The 16,123-nt window shown below is 42.0% G+C and carries 12 protein-coding genes; 6 read left to right on the top strand and 6 right to left on the bottom strand.

Going from position 1 to position 16,123, the window contains the following annotated elements; all coding sequences use genetic code 11:
- Positions 1-84: 84 nt before the first annotated feature.
- A complete protein-coding gene (locus H6G92_RS00855) occupies positions 85-1,758 on the bottom strand; it encodes an alpha/beta hydrolase (RefSeq protein WP_190889799.1) in 1,674 nt (557 codons plus the stop codon).
- Positions 1,759-2,281: 523 nt separating this feature from the next.
- Between H6G92_RS00855 and H6G92_RS00860 the strand changes: the two genes are divergently transcribed.
- Positions 2,282-2,734 carry a hypothetical protein gene (locus H6G92_RS00860; protein WP_190889800.1) on the top strand — a complete coding sequence of 151 codons (453 nt, stop codon included), beginning with the start codon at positions 2,282-2,284 and terminating at the stop codon, positions 2,732-2,734.
- Position 2,735: 1 nt separating this feature from the next.
- Here H6G92_RS00860 and H6G92_RS00865 read toward each other — a convergent pair whose 3' ends face one another.
- Positions 2,736-3,791, bottom strand: a complete 1,056-nt coding sequence (locus H6G92_RS00865) for a M28 family peptidase (protein WP_190889801.1) — start codon at positions 3,789-3,791, stop codon at positions 2,736-2,738.
- Positions 3,792-4,061: 270 nt separating this feature from the next.
- Entirely contained in the window at positions 4,062-4,460 is a 399-nt protein-coding gene (locus tag H6G92_RS39150; protein ID WP_242059020.1) for a hypothetical protein, read from the bottom strand.
- A 258-nt stretch (positions 4,461-4,718) separates the two neighbouring features.
- Between H6G92_RS39150 and H6G92_RS00875 the strand changes: the two genes are divergently transcribed.
- The 3 genes from H6G92_RS00875 (at position 4,719) to H6G92_RS00885 (ending at position 9,831) form a co-directional block, all read left to right on the top strand.
- Positions 4,719-7,574, top strand: a complete 2,856-nt coding sequence (locus H6G92_RS00875) for a GAF domain-containing protein (protein ID WP_190889802.1) — start codon at positions 4,719-4,721, stop codon at positions 7,572-7,574.
- Between the two features lie 315 nt (positions 7,575-7,889).
- The gene (locus H6G92_RS00880) at positions 7,890-9,161 is read left to right on the top strand and encodes an urease accessory protein UreH domain-containing protein (RefSeq protein WP_190889803.1); all 1,272 of its coding nucleotides are present in this window, start codon (positions 7,890-7,892) and stop codon (positions 9,159-9,161) included.
- Positions 9,136-9,831, top strand: coding sequence for a hypothetical protein (locus tag H6G92_RS00885; protein WP_190889804.1), 696 nt, complete (start codon positions 9,136-9,138; stop codon positions 9,829-9,831). The genes H6G92_RS00880 and H6G92_RS00885 overlap by 26 nt, the downstream gene beginning before the upstream one ends.
- 137 nt (positions 9,832-9,968) lie before the next feature.
- On the opposite strand, the gene galE is transcribed toward H6G92_RS00885, so the two are convergent.
- Together galE and H6G92_RS00895 are read right to left on the bottom strand one after the other, a co-directional pair.
- Positions 9,969-10,967: a UDP-glucose 4-epimerase GalE gene (galE, locus tag H6G92_RS00890; RefSeq protein ID WP_190889805.1), complete on the bottom strand. Its 999-nt coding sequence runs from the start codon at positions 10,965-10,967 to the stop codon at positions 9,969-9,971.
- 154 nt (positions 10,968-11,121) lie between these two features.
- Positions 11,122-11,280: a hypothetical protein gene (locus H6G92_RS00895; protein ID WP_190889806.1), complete on the bottom strand. Its 159-nt coding sequence runs from the start codon at positions 11,278-11,280 to the stop codon at positions 11,122-11,124.
- Between the two features lie 160 nt (positions 11,281-11,440).
- Between H6G92_RS00895 and H6G92_RS00900 the strand changes: the two genes are divergently transcribed.
- Positions 11,441-12,094, top strand: a complete 654-nt coding sequence (locus H6G92_RS00900; protein ID WP_190889807.1) for a hypothetical protein — start codon at positions 11,441-11,443, stop codon at positions 12,092-12,094.
- 245 nt (positions 12,095-12,339) lie between these two features.
- Positions 12,340-14,091 carry an ABC transporter ATP-binding protein gene (locus tag H6G92_RS00905; protein ID WP_190889809.1) on the top strand — a complete coding sequence of 584 codons (1,752 nt, stop codon included), beginning with the start codon at positions 12,340-12,342 and terminating at the stop codon, positions 14,089-14,091.
- Positions 14,092-14,279: 188 nt separating this feature from the next.
- On the opposite strand, the gene H6G92_RS00910 is transcribed toward H6G92_RS00905, so the two are convergent.
- Entirely contained in the window at positions 14,280-16,082 is a 1,803-nt protein-coding gene (locus H6G92_RS00910; RefSeq protein WP_190889811.1) for an endonuclease, read from the bottom strand.
- Positions 16,083-16,123: the final 41 nt, after the last annotated feature.

Here is a 16,123-nt window from a genome sequence, read left to right on the forward strand (position 1 = left end):
AGCTTTTTTCGATTTGCGTGTACGCTATGCATACCCTTAGGCAAGCTACTCACAAAATTGGATATTTGTTGAATTGGAAGTCCGTTATTTCTCAACAAATTCTTTCACCACTGCCATAGCATCAGGGGGAATCTGCGTAATTAGGCGAAATGGAAATGCCGCAGTTGAAGCAAACTTGGCATAATCTGATGTCAGAAAGATAGCGTAGTTTTTAGCTTCTGGAGTCATCTGTGCAGCAAAGGCCAAGGCTATAGCTTTAACGTACTTACGAACCTCAGCCGCTTCTTCACCCACAACTTCACCGCCACTAATTGGTGTATTCGGTTGTCCTACCTGATCCAAAGTGGTACTGGGGTCTTTTACACTTAGATGAGTACCCCCAACTATACCAACTAGCCATTTTGGGGATGGGATTTTGTCAAATCCCACAATTTGTTCAGTTAAAGCTGGGGTAGTTTTATCTGCGGAACCAGCTAAAACTAGGGTAGGAACTTGTACCTTAGTTAACCCAGTTTCGCCAAAAATCAGAGAAGTTGTAGGATTGAGAGCGATCGCCTGTTTGATTCTAGTATCCCGCAGTTGATAGCTATTTTCAGGTAGCTCTTGAGCGATACACTGCATACCTTCTGCCAGACTTAAGACAACCAAGTTTTTTTTGCAGCGTTGTTTGAGTCGTTCCAGTTGTAACTCTGCTCCAGCAAGTGTTAAAGCTGTACCACCACCAAAAGAATAGCCAACAACCATCGCGTTTGTGGTTGCAAGTTTCCCAGCAAGGGGATTATTAGTTGTTTGGTTCAGTTTTTCTAATTCATCAAGAACAAAACTAATATCTTGAGGGCGATTTAAAAACTCCTGAGGCTTCACAACTCTGGTTTTACCTTGTAATGCTAAGTTAGTATTCGCCTCATTACTACCGGGATGTTCTAAAGCTGCTACTACATAACCGTGGGATGCTAAATGTTCTGCCAGGTAACGCAAGTCCGTGCGGACTGACCCGAAGCCGTGAGAAAAGACAATGACGGGTTTATTGGCAGTTGCAGTAGTTGACCAGTAAATATCAACTGGAATTTTACGACCGCGCTTTTGGTCATTCAGGCTTAAGTTAAGTGTTTTTACTTGAGTGCTTCCTGGTTGACTGGGATCAAAAGGGAAAGCAATCTGCGGTGTTTTGGAGTCCAGTTGGGAAGTGATGTCTGACGACAAGCCGTTACGCGTCAACGCCAGCATAAATTGCTGGGTACGCCAAAAAGCTGTATTCAAACTCCCTGCAACTATAAAAGCCTGTGGCAAATCAATTTCTAGGCGTTTACTGGGATAAGCGGCGATAAAGCTCAGTATAGAAAGACCTTCTGGTGCCGTAGAGCCTAATACCAATCCTCCTCTGAGTGCTTGTACCCCAGCATTGTCCTTTCGAGCTAAGGCTGTAGCGAGGTCATTAAGAATACTTGTACCAATCTGAGTATTAACTAACCTATTAATAGTGACAACATTCATCGGTATATTCACACCCAGCGCTCCCAAGAGGAAGCGGCGTTGTTGTTCAGATAATCCTTTAGCGTAAGGCTGCAAACTCGCAGGCAATTCCCCAGTTTTTGCAGCCTTTCGCAACTCAGCAAGCGAGATGGTTTCTGTAAATAAACCCAAACGCACAACAACTGTGTCAGCCGCAATGGCCGAAGTATTTACCCCGAACTGTGTAAGTGCAATTGCACCAAAGAAACTCGCAACTGCCTTAAGACTTCGCCAACTTCTTCCCATAAACATTTATACAAAGTGTTACTTACGGGAATATAACGAATATTTATGTATTTGACTACCCCATTAATTACCTAGAAATATAAGCAGATTTTTTCTTGAACTTAATGGCGATCGCCCTGATCTCCTCAAAGCATCTGCTGATCCGAACAAAGTTCATCCAAAACATAACAAAAACAACAAATTGTAGAATTAATCACAACTAAAAATTTGAGCATAAATCAGTGTTAACAGCGACAAAAGTCCGATTGTTTCTCAGCTATTTTTAATACTGTAACGGAGCTACTAGAACAGGGTAAGCGATGCCTGCGGCGGTAAACTACGCATCTAGAGTCTGAACTTTTTGTGGGCTGATGTCTTGATTGCTATTTTTTTGACAGGAAAGTTTAACCTACCGTTTAATGTTTTGTCTTTGCCATTTAGAACGTGTTGCAGAAGTGTTGCAGGTGGATAGTTTTACTGCTGTAGCTGCATTATCATTACTCATCAAATTCTAACAGCCGCATCAACAATTTTTCTTGGCTTTATGCATCGCAGACTCCGCTATATTTTAATTTTGCTGCTCTCCCTGAGTATTATTCCACTGTGGTGGCCTGTGAATGATTCTGATTGCAATTTCGAGGATTTTTTAGCATCAAAAACTACAAAATTTCAAGTACATGCTACTAAGGTTATTGTTCAGCCGTGGCGTGGTCGTCACCATGTATATGGAATCTTTATGATTCCTGATGAATACAAACAAGCTCCATTTTTTGTGTTAACAGTCCAAGGTGCTGGCAGTTACTGTTCAAAACAATTTGGTCATAAAAAAAATTTTAATGGTGTCTTTGCTAAACCAGGAACTTATCTAGTAAGGAAGTTTATTAGAACTCGAACGGCTCTGCGGCTGATTCTCCAAGGTTTGTACTTTCAGATCAATGATAAAAAGAATTGGACATTAACTTTCCCTGAACTAAAACCTAGTCAACATAATTCATAATTCAGCTTGGTGGTTGAGTTTCCAAAACCTCATTTTTCTCTAACAAGGCAGTAGTAGCATTGATTACAATTTGTGCTGCTCCTGTGAAAAACGATCGCTCGATAGTTGCAGGAACATCGGTAAGTTTATGATAGTGCGGACTCCGCAAATTTGCGGTATCTGTGACCAGCACAGCACCCACACCCTGATACCAAAATGGTGCATGGTCGCTGCGTAGAGTGTCTGGTGTCAGTAAACCTTTAAAAGGAATTGGTAGTGTTAGGACTGGTGGCAGATTTGATTCCTGTTTATTCAGGGCGGTTGAGGGGAGCATCTGTGAGTTTTGAAAGGCACTCAGTAATGGCAAATGTTCTGTATCACCGACTACTGCCAAAAAGTCGCCTTTGTCGCTGGGCGGCGTAACAGGCAATCCGGCAGGGTATTTCTGGCAGCCAGATGTGTAACATGCATAACCCACCATATCCATAATGATCGCTCCACCCAAGTTTTGCAAGCGTGCTGTCTTGCTCACGAAAGCCTGACTACCCAAAAGTCCTGCTTCCTCTTGGTCAAAAAAAGCTAGCTGTAACGTCCGTGGTGTGGAACGCGAACCAAGCAACCGGGCTACTTCCAGCACTACAGCTATACCACTAGCGTTATCATCAGCACCAGGGGATAAGGCAACAGTGTCGTAATGTGCTCCTACGAGAATTGCTCCAGATGCTTTGTTAGTTCCTGGGCGTTCGGCAAAAATATTCACACCGTCGGAGAACTTTTCTAATTTGGGCTTCCAGCCTAATTTTTTCAGTTCGGTTGTGATATAAGTGCGAGTAAGCGATCGCTCTGTTGTTGTGTAGCGCTGAAAATTCAACTTTTGGATATGAGTTAACAGCTTGTCAGCAGACACTTGCGGCGCACTGTCAACTTCCTTTGACTCTGGCTGTGGTTGGGGTGTTTCCACTGGAATGCTCTCAACAATTTCTGGTGAGGGACGTTTTTCAAAAAACGTGCTACCCCTACTACCCACCACTGCAACTGCCATCAGCACCAACAGCATCAGCCAAATCCATTTTTTCATGTGATTATATCCTTGGCTTCCAGACTTAGGGTAGCGCGAATTCCTAGGCAGAATGAACTAGACTTCTTGCAAAAATGTGAATAGGCGAAAAGGGAACCACAAATGAACATCGGTGTTCATCTGTGGTTGAATCTCCAAAACATAGACTTTTGCAAAAGGTCTAACACCACACTTGTTAACAAATGTGCTATCGAAACCTGCTCCTACTTAGTAGAGGATTTTATAAATTTCGTAGCGTTTTTAAAGCCTAGTGAGTAGCACGGAAAAGGCTTATACTTCATTATGAATTTGCAAAATCCTGTACTTAGCCAATTCCTGATCGGGCAGCTTGGGCTGAACTTCCGGCAGATGCTGGTCAATTGGACACAAAGTAGAAGAATTATTCATTACTAATCGAATGCCATAAGGTGTGACTTGCACGGCGACGATTCCATCAAACTTTGTGAGCATGGCTACTAAAAGGACAGTTAGAAAACCTAAACAGGCATAGGTAAAGTTTCGGTTGATTAATGGATTCACTTTCCCCTCCAGGTGAGTAATTTGGTTATCAGCAATAGAAAAAAGTGCATGAAGTTGACGCTTGGGAACATTGCGTCTTAATGTAAAAACGTAAAATATGCCTTGAAAAGGCTTGATTTTTCGATATCTTCGCTGACGAAGAGGCAGCAAATTATCAAACCTATACAGGAAGACGATTTTACATATTTATAAGCACAATGCCACTAAGTTAAGACACTGAGAAGTATTTATCCCCTGACAAAAGTCCCTATTAAGTGAGGCTTTTTAATACAATAACAAACTTTACACTTATGTCAAGCAATTAAAAGCCTCATTTTGAAGAAAAGAATTAACATTATCCACATAAGTCTCCAAAAATGCTGTGGTATCGTGATACTAGAACAAGTGAGGCTTTTTACAGGTTTGTAGATGACTCAGATTTATCGTGATACTCTTAAAGACTTAGTTGGCGAAGAAGGCGTGTCTGATAACGAACTAGAAGTTCTGGATTTAGCCTTAAACGGCAAGTCGCCAGCAGAAATCAAGACAATCTTAGGACGGCAGTCTGAAAATGCGGTGCAGAAAACACTGTCACGAATCTATACCAAGTTCCGAATCACTGGTGCAGGGCCTGGAAAACTATCTAAATTGCAGAAGATCCTTTCTGACCGCCTTCAAGCCAAGCAAGGTAGACGCAAAGTTCTCATTGCTTGGGCTGGTACCAATAGTAAATACCAAGCTGAAAAAATTAGAGATGTCATTTTTAAGCATCCACAGATTGAAGCCTTCATCTTAGATATTGATGGGAGTTCAAGATCCGCTTGGCTTCAAGAAACTGAACAGATTCTTTCAACAGTGGACTTTGGTATCCTCTGCTTGCCTAAGGAATGCCTTGAAAAAGCATGGGTTAATTTTTTGGTCGGTCTATTCTCTGGAAGACTCCATAATTTCAGACTCTTACGCTTCAGTAAAAAAGTTAATTTTGAAATTCCAATTCACTTTCCCTCAATTGATGGGATAGAGAAGAATAATTTGGCATATTTGCTTCATGAAATAACTGGTGGTGACATAGAAGAAGCAAAGGATTGGATTAACTATAAACTCTCTACTTCTAACTGGTTAAATGAATTACTTGAAGAAGACCAGAATTGTCTATCTCCAGGTGAAGTTTCAAAAACAAGAATTATTATAAATACTGTAGAACCAATTCTGAAGGGTAATAATTATCTACAGACTAACAAAATATTCCAACAGCTTGTCATTAATGATATTGCTGATATCGATGAGCGGATTGAAGATTTGAATTCTAATGGCTCAGTTTACTCGATGCCGTTAGAGTTATATCCACGCCGTCTTACTGCCTTACAGCAGAAACTCAAAGTTCGCGTCAAAGCAATAGCGATCGTTGATGGGGTGGAATCTTTTTGGGCAAGTGACAAAGGAGATGAAGTTGCAAAAACTGCACATCCAGAAAGTGAGAGACTGTTTGTTTTTTCAAGTGAACAAGAATTTGAAAGAAGCTTAAGTTTTCTATTACGACATGCTTCATATTACAAAGTTTTTGTGACCACAAAAGATATTTATATTCCCTATGCAGAAGAATTCTCTTTGAGAGATGTTTCAACTAGATATAATATTGAATCTTTTAATTCAAAATTATCAACTTTACCAACCAAAGAATATGCAATTATTGAAACTGGTGATGGAAAAAATCAGTTAATTGCATGGTACGAGAATGATAATCTTAGGCAAGACCGGAGTATAAGGTTAGCTAATTTCTCTCCTAAAGTAGGTGAGATTGATCAGTACAAAGAAGTCCTCTCAAATTTCCTGGCACGAGCCATTAGGAATGAAGGTGTCTTTCAAGTAACAGTAGAAAATACAATTACAAAAGTAAATTCTGATAAAGTCCTGGATAAAATAGTATTTCAAAAGCTTGATCTAATCAGAGAGAATTTATTCAGAAAATCGCCATACGAATTTCTCAAGTTCCCTAAGGAGCTACTGAAGGATTTACAAAAAGTTAGAAATAAATTAAATCGTTTTAAAGATAAGAATGAGGTCATTCAGGAAGCTCTTAAAGTTGTATGTGATAGACTTAATTCTCAAACAGCTTCTATTTTTCTATTCTCAAAAGATGGACACCTACATCGTCAAAAAATAGTAGGTATCGATGCCAATGGTAAGGAAATAGATGATAAATGGTTTGGAGGCGAAAACTATCTACCTGGTGAAAGTTTCACTGGTCAAGCTGCTCTCCCTCATGAAGATGGATTTGGTCAGCCTCAGTCAGCCAATAATTTGAGAGAAATACCTTTAGATCCCAGAAGTCAAGAAAAATATTCAAAGAAACTCGGAGGAATTTATTCTGCTATTGCTGTTCCTCTAGATGGTCAACATAAAACTTATGGAGTACTCGAAGTAATTAATAAAATTGATCCAATCAAAAGAAAACCTATTCCCAATTATGGTTTCTCTCAAGAAGAGATTCATTGGTTATATACAATAGGCTCATCGGTTGCATCTGCAATCTCAAATTTACGCAAAAAACGTCAGGTAAAACTACTTGCGGATTTGTCAGATGCTTTAGTTGGTTATCGTAGTAATCTTTCTGATATGCAAGACGCATACAAAACTGTTGTTAACCGTTTAGTTTCAGATGACACAGCCTTTGAAGTATGCATACTACGAGTAAAAAATGATAATCATTTGCTTGAAGTTGTAGATAAAGCAGGGGTTGAGAGAGTTAAATGGGATAAAAGATTAGATGATCCTAGAGGTTATGAAGATGGATTTGTAGGAAATATTATTAGGGAAAAACGTGCTATCTCACTTACCGGAATAGATAATCAGAACATAGAAAAATTCAAAAACCAAGATTGGATAGCGCTTAACCAATTTAAATCTTTTGGGTGTTTTCCACTCATTTACAAAGAAGAAGTTGTAGGAGCGCTCTCTTTATATACTGGGTATGAATATGATTTTCATCCTGGCTGCAAAGAATTCTTGGAGAGAGTTGCATCCTTAACTGCTGCTTTTATAGGAAGAGTCAAAGAGTCAGAAGTAGTAAATAGTGTGGTTCGCGATCTTGACAATTGCCCCGATTCCTCTGATTTATTGCAGCTTAAGGAAGATGAACTGCGTGAGCAACTTGATGTTTTTCAAAAACAGCGAGATACTATTCGGGAAACACTTGACGCAACTTTTGGAAATCGACATCAATCCAATCATCCAGAGTCTTCTACCGAAGCTTCTATAGAGATAGTCACAAAGTATTTCTCCTAATGTATTTCTTAAGTACATTAGCTTGAGTAATTTCCAAAAAGGTTGGATTTTATTCTCAGTTAGATAGCCATATTTTCAATAGGTGATTGAGCCTCTTAATTTTCAGCACCTCACAAAATGGCACTGCTACCGTCATAATCAAGTTTGACGCTTTGTCTTTTGACAGCGATCGCAACTTCACTTACAGTGCCGCACTAGAGGAATGCTGAGTACTGGGTACTGAGCAAAGAAGAAGAGAAAACAATTTCTTCTTAATTCTTCAAAATCTTTATTCTGACACTCAGGATTCATGACTCAGAACTCAGGACTTTTTTTATGGTAGATTTACTGCTGATCGCAATCCTGGGGTTCCTGGGGAGTTTTGGACATTGCTTTGGGATGTGTGGTCCTCTAACAGTGGCGTTTTCCCTATCTCATCAGCCGAAAATTCCACAAACAGTCTCCTTGGGACGGACATCAACCCTAGAAAAGTCCGACACTTGGCAACAGCAATTAAAGTTTCATATCTTGCTAAACCTGGGGCGGATGTTGAGCTATGCTTTAGTCGGTGCTGGCATTGGGGCACTGGGTTCGGTATTGCTACAAGGTGGACAGCTAGCGGGTGTTGGCAGTGGTTTTCGCCGCTGGATGGCAATTCTGACTGGTGTAATGCTGATTTGGTTTGGCTTAGGACAAGTAAAACCCGATTTGTTGCCGCGCATTCCCGTGTTACACCCTTTATTACAAGGTAGTTTACACGATCGCCTCAGCGCAGGAATGATCAAGCTTTCCTTCAAAACCAAATGGTGGACACCATTGCTTTTGGGGATGACTTGGGGTTTAATGCCCTGTGGTTTCCTGTATGCAGCCCAAATTAAAGCCGCTGAAACTGGCAATTTATGGATGGGTGGGGCAACTATGCTGGCTTTTGGGCTGGGAACTCTGCCCACGATGCTAGGTGTAGGCGTTTCCACCTCATTGGTAAGTAAAGACAGGCGCAGTCAATTGTTTCGATTAGGCGGTTGGGTGACACTCACCATTGGCGCTATCACCTTATTGCGGACTGGCGACACAATGGTAGATTACACCGGACACGCCGCGTTAATCTGCTTAATTTTGGCGCTAATTGCGCGTCCTATTAGTGGCTTGTGGGCTTCACCACTGCGTTACCGCCGGGGCTTGGGAGTGGGATCTTTTGTGCTTTCTGTGGTTCACACCGTCCACATGATAGAACACTCATTGCAATGGAATTTTGCCGCCTTTTCTTTCCTGCCGCCAGAATTTCAGTGGGGTATGGCTGCGGGTGCTGTAGCATTGATCTTAATGTCCCCCGCCGCTTTAACGAGTTGGGAATCTTTGCAGAAATCTTTGGGCAAGCGTTGGCGACAGATTCATCTATTGGGTGTACCAGCCTTGCTCTTGAGCGCCATTCATGCCGTGTTGATTGGTTCCCATTACCTGGGTTCCTTGCAATCAACTTGGGGAAATAAATTAGCGGCAGTACTGATGGGAATTATTACCCTCGGTGTATTGCTAGTGCGATCGCGCTTTTTTTGGTCAAAGTTAGCCGTAGAAAAGTTTTATGTCCCCCCAACAAAATCGCGGTAAATCATCCTTATTTTCTGGCTTCATCCCAACGAGTCAAAAACAGAGGCTTTACCCGCTCAAAGGCATTTCCTGGCATCAAGGAACAATAAAGTATTTATTATTCCTGAGTTGCTTAGTTATACCAATAACTAATCTTTCCTCTGCATCTGCTCATAAGGTGGAGATAGCCGGAGATGTCGGCGGCACCCTCCACATTGAACCAAATGATAATCCCCGGGCTGGAGAACCAAGCCAAGCTTGGTTTGCACTTACCCGCAGAGGTGGAAGGGTGATTCCCCTGTCACAGTGTAATTGTCGGTTGGCTGTTTATGCCCAACCCTATGCAGCCGGAGAGCCACCACTGTTAGAACCACAGTTAGAACCTGTGGCAGCTGAACGTTATCAAGGCATTCCAGGTGCGGAAGTTGTCTTTCCCAAGCCAGGTATTTATCAGTTGCAACTAAATGGTAAACCACTCTCTGGGGCAAGATTCAAACCGTTTGAGTTCAAATTTGAAGTTACTGTGGCAGGTGGGTCTACACAGAATACACGAAACCTGCGAGATGTTAATGGCGATTTAGTAGAGGGTGAATCTCAGCAATTACCAATTTGGGCGATCGCACTTCCAATTCTCGGATTTATCGGCATTTTAGTTGTCGTCCTGCGAAGCATGAGAGGGAGTGGGGAGTAGTTAGGAGTTAGGAGTGAGGAGTTGAGAGTTATGAATTCAAGACTTAACAATTTTGGATTTTGGATTGAAGGAAAAATCTAAAATTTACGAGTCGTGATGCTTGACATACTCCCCCGTTTATAAAACGGGGGAGTATGTCAATTGTGTCGCTTTTGATGCCACTGCCACGCATGAGTGACAATATCTTTGATGGATGGATACTGAGGTTGCCAACTTAAAATTGTTCTGGCTTTCTCACTGGTGCCAATGAGAATTGGGGGATCGCCAGGACGGCGATCGCGTTCTTCTACTGCTATAGAATGTCCTGTCACCTGTTCGGCAGCTGCAATTACTTCTCTGACAGAGAAACCGCTGCCATTACCTAAATTAAAAACTTCGCTATCGCCACCTTTTAATAAATATTCCAATCCCAAAATATGGGCATCTGCTAAGTCGTTAACATGAATATAATCACGAATACAAGTACCATCGGGCGTGGGGTAATCGGTGCCGAAAATTGAGATAGATTCTCGTTTACCTAAAGCTGTCATCAGCACCAAGGGAATCAAATGGGTTTCTGGATTGTGATCCTCGCCGAGTAAGCCACTGGGATTAGCGCCAGCAGCATTAAAATAGCGGAAACGCACTGATTTAAAACCGTAAGCAACATCAAAATCAGAGAGAATCCGCTCTACCATCAGCTTCGTAGCGCCGTATGGATTAATCGGATTTTGGGGATGAGTTTCTGGAATAGGTACAAATTCCGGTACCCCGTAGGTGGCACAGGTAGAAGAAAAGACAAATTTATTCACAGATGCTGTCAGCATCGCTTCTAACAGGGTTAAAGTACCAACAACGTTATTGCGGTAGTATTTAGCCGGATCAGTCACCGATTCTCCTACGTAGGCATAGGCAGAAAAGTGCATTACAGCCGCAATATCGCGGGTTTGAAATAGATGATCGAGCAAGGCGCGATCGCCTGTATCCCCTACTATCAGTTCTACCTGTAAAACCTTTTCTACCAAGTCACGATGCCCATAGACCAGATTATCAAGTATCACAACGTTATAACCCGCTTGCTTCAAAGCAAGCACCGTATGGGAACCAATATATCCAGCTCCCCCAGTTACCAAAATGCTAGGCTTTCCAGGCGACATAGTTTTTCCTTTTGAGTGGATTACTCAATTAATTTAGTTTACCGGTGCCACATTACTCTTCTGGAAAATTATAAATAATAGACGCAGTGTCAAAAAATTGCACTAAAATCACTACGACGGTAGTCATTAGGTGTGAGGTTTGAAGTATTTTAAGTCAAACAGTGCGATTACAATTTGACAATAAAATAAATCCATTTCCCGAAACCTCTAGGTTGACCCTTACGGGTAACGCTTCTAGCGTTGCGATCGCTAAGAAGTCGCCAGTTGTTTTATCCAGGGAAATCATACACAGCAGTTCCTCTTGGGGAGCCACTGCGTTCGTTACCGGGGTTCCCTCGGTTGTACTCCTAGGTCAAAGCAAGCTAGGCGCAGCGTCTCCAAAAGGAGAAGCATGTGGCGTGGAAACCCTTATAAAGGTGGACTGTCTTATCACCACACTGGCTCACCGCACCAGAAAATTTGAGAGCTAATCTATGTTTCTATTGTTAAGCCGAGTACTGCTGTGGCTGCTGATTGGTACTATCGTATATTCTCTGTTCCAGCGATTTTATCCCTCTGGAACTTTTGTAGGGCGATTAATCTTAGTGGTTATCTTAGTAATCGTAGCCCTATCATTTCTGAACCCCAATGAACCTGCTGTGGCGTCGTTGTGGAGGATGTTATCTTTTCCACTCAAGCCCCTAGGAGCCTCTGTTTTACTGATGATTCTTGCAGCTCAGAAAATCAAAGGAGGTGGGATAGAGAAACCAGGAGGATACTTGGTAGGTTGGGCACTGACGATTTTACTGTTGGCAAGTACACCAGCAGTCGCCTATTTCCTTTATCGGGCACCTCTAGCAATGACAGGTGAAACTTATGTAGCAAGGGCTACATCCACATCTGGGACACTGGTGGCATTAGGGCAACCAACTACCACAGCGAATATCTCAGATGTGACTGGGGATAGTATTCTTTCTTATAATTTGAGAGTGCCTCCCTACCTATTACAAGGAAATCCTCAAGATATTCGCACACGCGGTTTACGACTTGAAGACTTTGTACCGAATTCGGAAACATTGCAATTGACAACAAGAACTTGGGAAAGTTATCTCGTTGAAATTTACAGGTTCTTGCGTGTTCAGCGGTAATAAAGTTAAAAAAGAAAAACTTGTCTGGTTAACTGAGATGGTAACTGGATTTGCGCCGTGTTGTACTAGTACTCTGGCAAGGCAACTTTACTGGGTTCGTAGTAAGTGCTTGAGCGCTCAAGCCAAGGACTAAGAACTTATTCACCCATTAAAGTTGGGGTGGTGGGCTACTAGTAACGAACGGCAATAACTATCCCGTTGGACTAGCAGTTAATCTAAGATGATAAAGTTGCAAAATTGCTTTAATGGCAAAATCTCGACGAATCGCTAAACTCAGTGCTTACCTACGACCCCATTGGCGAGAGGCCTCCTTAGGGATTCTCGCTTTATTGTCTGTCAATGCACTGGGCGTTTATATTCCTTGGTTGATTCGTGCTGGTGTTGATAAACTTTCGACAACCTTTAGTTGGAACCAAATACTACATTACGTAGTAATAATTGTCTTGCTCAGTTCGGCGATGTGGCTAATGCGGATGGCATCCCGTATTTGGCTATTTGGGGTGGGGCGACAGGTAGAATTTGACCTGAAACAACGGATTTTTGAACACTTACTCAAGCTGGAGCCGGCTTATTTTGCCAGTAATACTGCTGGTGATTTGATTAATCGGGCTACCAGTGATGTGGACAATATCAAGCGTTTATTGGGTTTTGCGGTCTTGAGTTTGGCAAATACGGTGTTTGCCTACGCCCTGACACTGCCAGTAATGCTGGCGATTAGTGTGGATCTCACACTAGCTTCCCTGGCAGTGTACCCTTTTATGCTCTTGTTAGTGAGTCTGTTTAGCGATCGCTTACGCAAACAACAAGCAGCAGTTCAAGAGCAACTCTCTGACATCAGCGAACTCATCCAGGAGGATATCAGTGGCATTGCCTTGATTAAAATCTATGCCCAAGAAGCAAACGAGCGTCGAGCTTTTGCCAAGAAAAATCAGCAGCTATTGACTGCTAACCTGGAACTGGCAAAAATCCGAAATACCCTGTTTCCGCTAATTGGTGGGCTAGCTAATGTCAGTTCACTGGTGATCATCTGGCTAGGCGCGGCGCGGATGTCTTCTGGAACCCTTCAAGTTGGCGACTTTTTAGCACTGTTAATTTATGTAGAGCGTCTAGTTTTTCCCACAGCTCTTTTAGGATTCACAATTACTGCCTACCAACGGGGTGAAGTTAGTATCGATAGGCTTGAATCTATTCTCTCTGTCACACCGAAAATTCAAGACGCAGCCGATGCCATACATTTACCAATGGCTGAACTTAAAGGGGAAGTGACAGCTAAAAATCTCACCTATACTTACCCTGGTGCCACTACTCCCGCTCTAGAAAATGTTAACTTTACCATTGCTCCTGGAGAAACCGTGGCCATTGTTGGAGCAATTGGTTCGGGGAAATCTACTTTGGCGAATGCTTTGCCGCGCTTGTTAGATATTGAGTCAGAACAATTGTTTTTAGATGGGCTAGATATTACTAAAATCGCTTTGGCAGATTTACGAGGTGCGATCGCCTACGTTCCTCAAGATAGCTTTCTATTTAGTACTACAATCAAAAATAATATCCGCTATGGCGATCCAGTTAGCGAACAAGAGCAGATAGAATCTGTCGCTAAACTTGCCCAAATTGAATCAGAAATTAACAATTTTCCCCAGCAATACGACACTCTTGTTGGTGAACGCGGGATTACTCTTTCTGGCGGTCAACGACAACGTACTGCCTTGGCTAGGGCTATGCTGGTCAATGCTCCAGTATTAATTTTGGATGATGCCCTCTCTAGTGTGGATAATCAAACAGCCACGCAAATCCTCAAAAATCTCTCTGGTGGTACAGAGCGCAAAACAGTAATTTTTATTACCCATCAATTATCGGCGGCAGCTGCTGCTGACCGGATTTTTGTGATGGAAAAAGGAAGAATTGTTCAGACAGGCAATCACTTACAACTGGTGCAACAAGAGGGTTTATACAGAACTTTGTGGAGCCAGCATCAGGTTGAAGAATTGCTGCATTAGGTTTTGACCTATATAGCAATACAGTTCAGTTAAGCATTTCTTTCTTCTCTTTGCGTCCTTTGCGTCCTTGGCGGTTCGTTAAAAAAATTGACTTTGACAAAGAGTTTTAGCCTTAACTGAACCGTATTGCGCTATAAGCATATTTCATTGTATGAAGGGGCGCACAACTAGCTATGCGCCCCTTCTCTTTAGGAATTACAGTATGCCCGTTCTGCTAATGTGGCATCTAATACAAATGGATTGTCATTACCTTGAAATTTAGCGATCGCATGACTGCGTTCTATTTCAGTAATATCTGGGGGGTCTTGCTGATTCCATTTACACAAAATCTGGCGCTGATTCTGAAAGTAATTTCGGTCTACTCTCTCAGCCTGATTCCGATAGATAGTGTAAAAGTAGAACATTGCCCTGGCTATATCCCCTTTTACTTTTTCTCTCGGCTCAAATTTAGCAGATGCTGATTCGCTAAACTCGTCAATTGCACTAGTAGGAATTGTCGATTGAACAGTATCATTTCGATACCATTTGTTAGTAACTGTGTCGGCTATATCGTCAAAGGGTTTATTGCCTCGCTCACTATTAATATTTTCCCGTGCAGGAAATAGATGGTGAAGATCGCTTCGGGAATTACCCTTGTCAGCACCTTTACTCTGTGGCCAAACATGTTCGGTATTCAGCCCTAATTTGTCAGCTTCTTGACTAGGATCGCCACTGCCAGTTAAACGAATCGGGTAACTAGCATAGATGTCTGTCACAATGCCTGCTCGGTTATCAATAATGGCAAACATTTGGTCTCTTGCCCGATCATAATTCAAGACTTTGTTAGGCGTATACTCCTTAGCTAGTTCATCAACTAAAGCAAATTTGGATAATTCAGGCAATATAATTGCCGAATCACTTACGGGAGTGGGTTGGCTAACGGGAGGGATGGTGTCAGAGGTGGACTGGTTAGCAGGTAATGTAAACGCTGCAATCACAGGATCATGATCGCTGACAGGTCTACTAAAGCCAACGTTGACATGCACAATGTCAATTTCCGGTTGAGCAACACGAGAAAGATTTTCACTGACCAATAAATGGTCAATAAGTTGAGGATTCCCACGGAATTTGTAAGTGAACTGATCGCTAAGAGGTAAACGAACCGTCAGATTTTCAAGAATGTTACTCTTCAAGGTCTTCAAAGGTAAAGAATCTGGTAAATCGTTTAAGTCACCCAGTACAATTACTTTGGCTTGCGGGTCAACTTCTAGTAGTTGCGCTACGAATTCATTAACGATTTGGGCTTGCTTGATTCGTTGAGCATCGCTGGGAGAACCTCCAAGCTTAGAAACAAAGTGGTTTGCAATAATAAACAGTTTTTGATCGTTAAATATAAATTCTGCTGCAAGTGGTTTACGACTTTGATCGAAAGCATTATTTGTGGGGTCAATGCGACCCGGGTTGAGCGAAAGGTCAAGACCATTTGAACCTTGAGTAATAGCCACAGCATCTAATGAACCACCTCTTCTGGGCAGTTTTGCTAGAGTTATCCGGCTGGGCCGAAATAAGAAACCGACACGGATATTGCCTCCAGGTTCTCCACCATCTTGATCGTCGCTGGGCGCAATATCAACAAAGTCGTATGCTGGACTACCAATATTTTCGAGCGCCGCAATCAGTTTTTGGTAAGTCTGATTTGCATTTACAACGTCATCATTGATTGGCCCGTTGTTATCCTGAACTTCAATTAAACTGATGACATCTGGTGCGTTCAAATTATTGAGAATAATTTTGGCAATATTCTCAAAACGTCGATCCTTAGGATCTAAATTCTCTACATTAAAAGTTGCAACAGTCAATACATCCTGTGAATTTTTTAGAGATGTTGTTTCACGTTCTGTAACTGAAGGTAAAGGAGTTGGTAATTGGGCTATAGGGCTAGCTTGCAGTGGACTAATCGATGCTAAGAAGACGAGAGCAATACTAAGTAGTAGCAATTTAAGAAATTTCATACTCTCTACCAATGAAGGTATTTTCTAGATTAGTCTTCTTT

It is taken from the genome of Nostoc foliaceum FACHB-393 (assembly GCF_014698505.1).
Taxonomy (GTDB): domain Bacteria; phylum Cyanobacteriota; class Cyanobacteriia; order Cyanobacteriales; family Nostocaceae; genus Nostoc; species Nostoc foliaceum_A.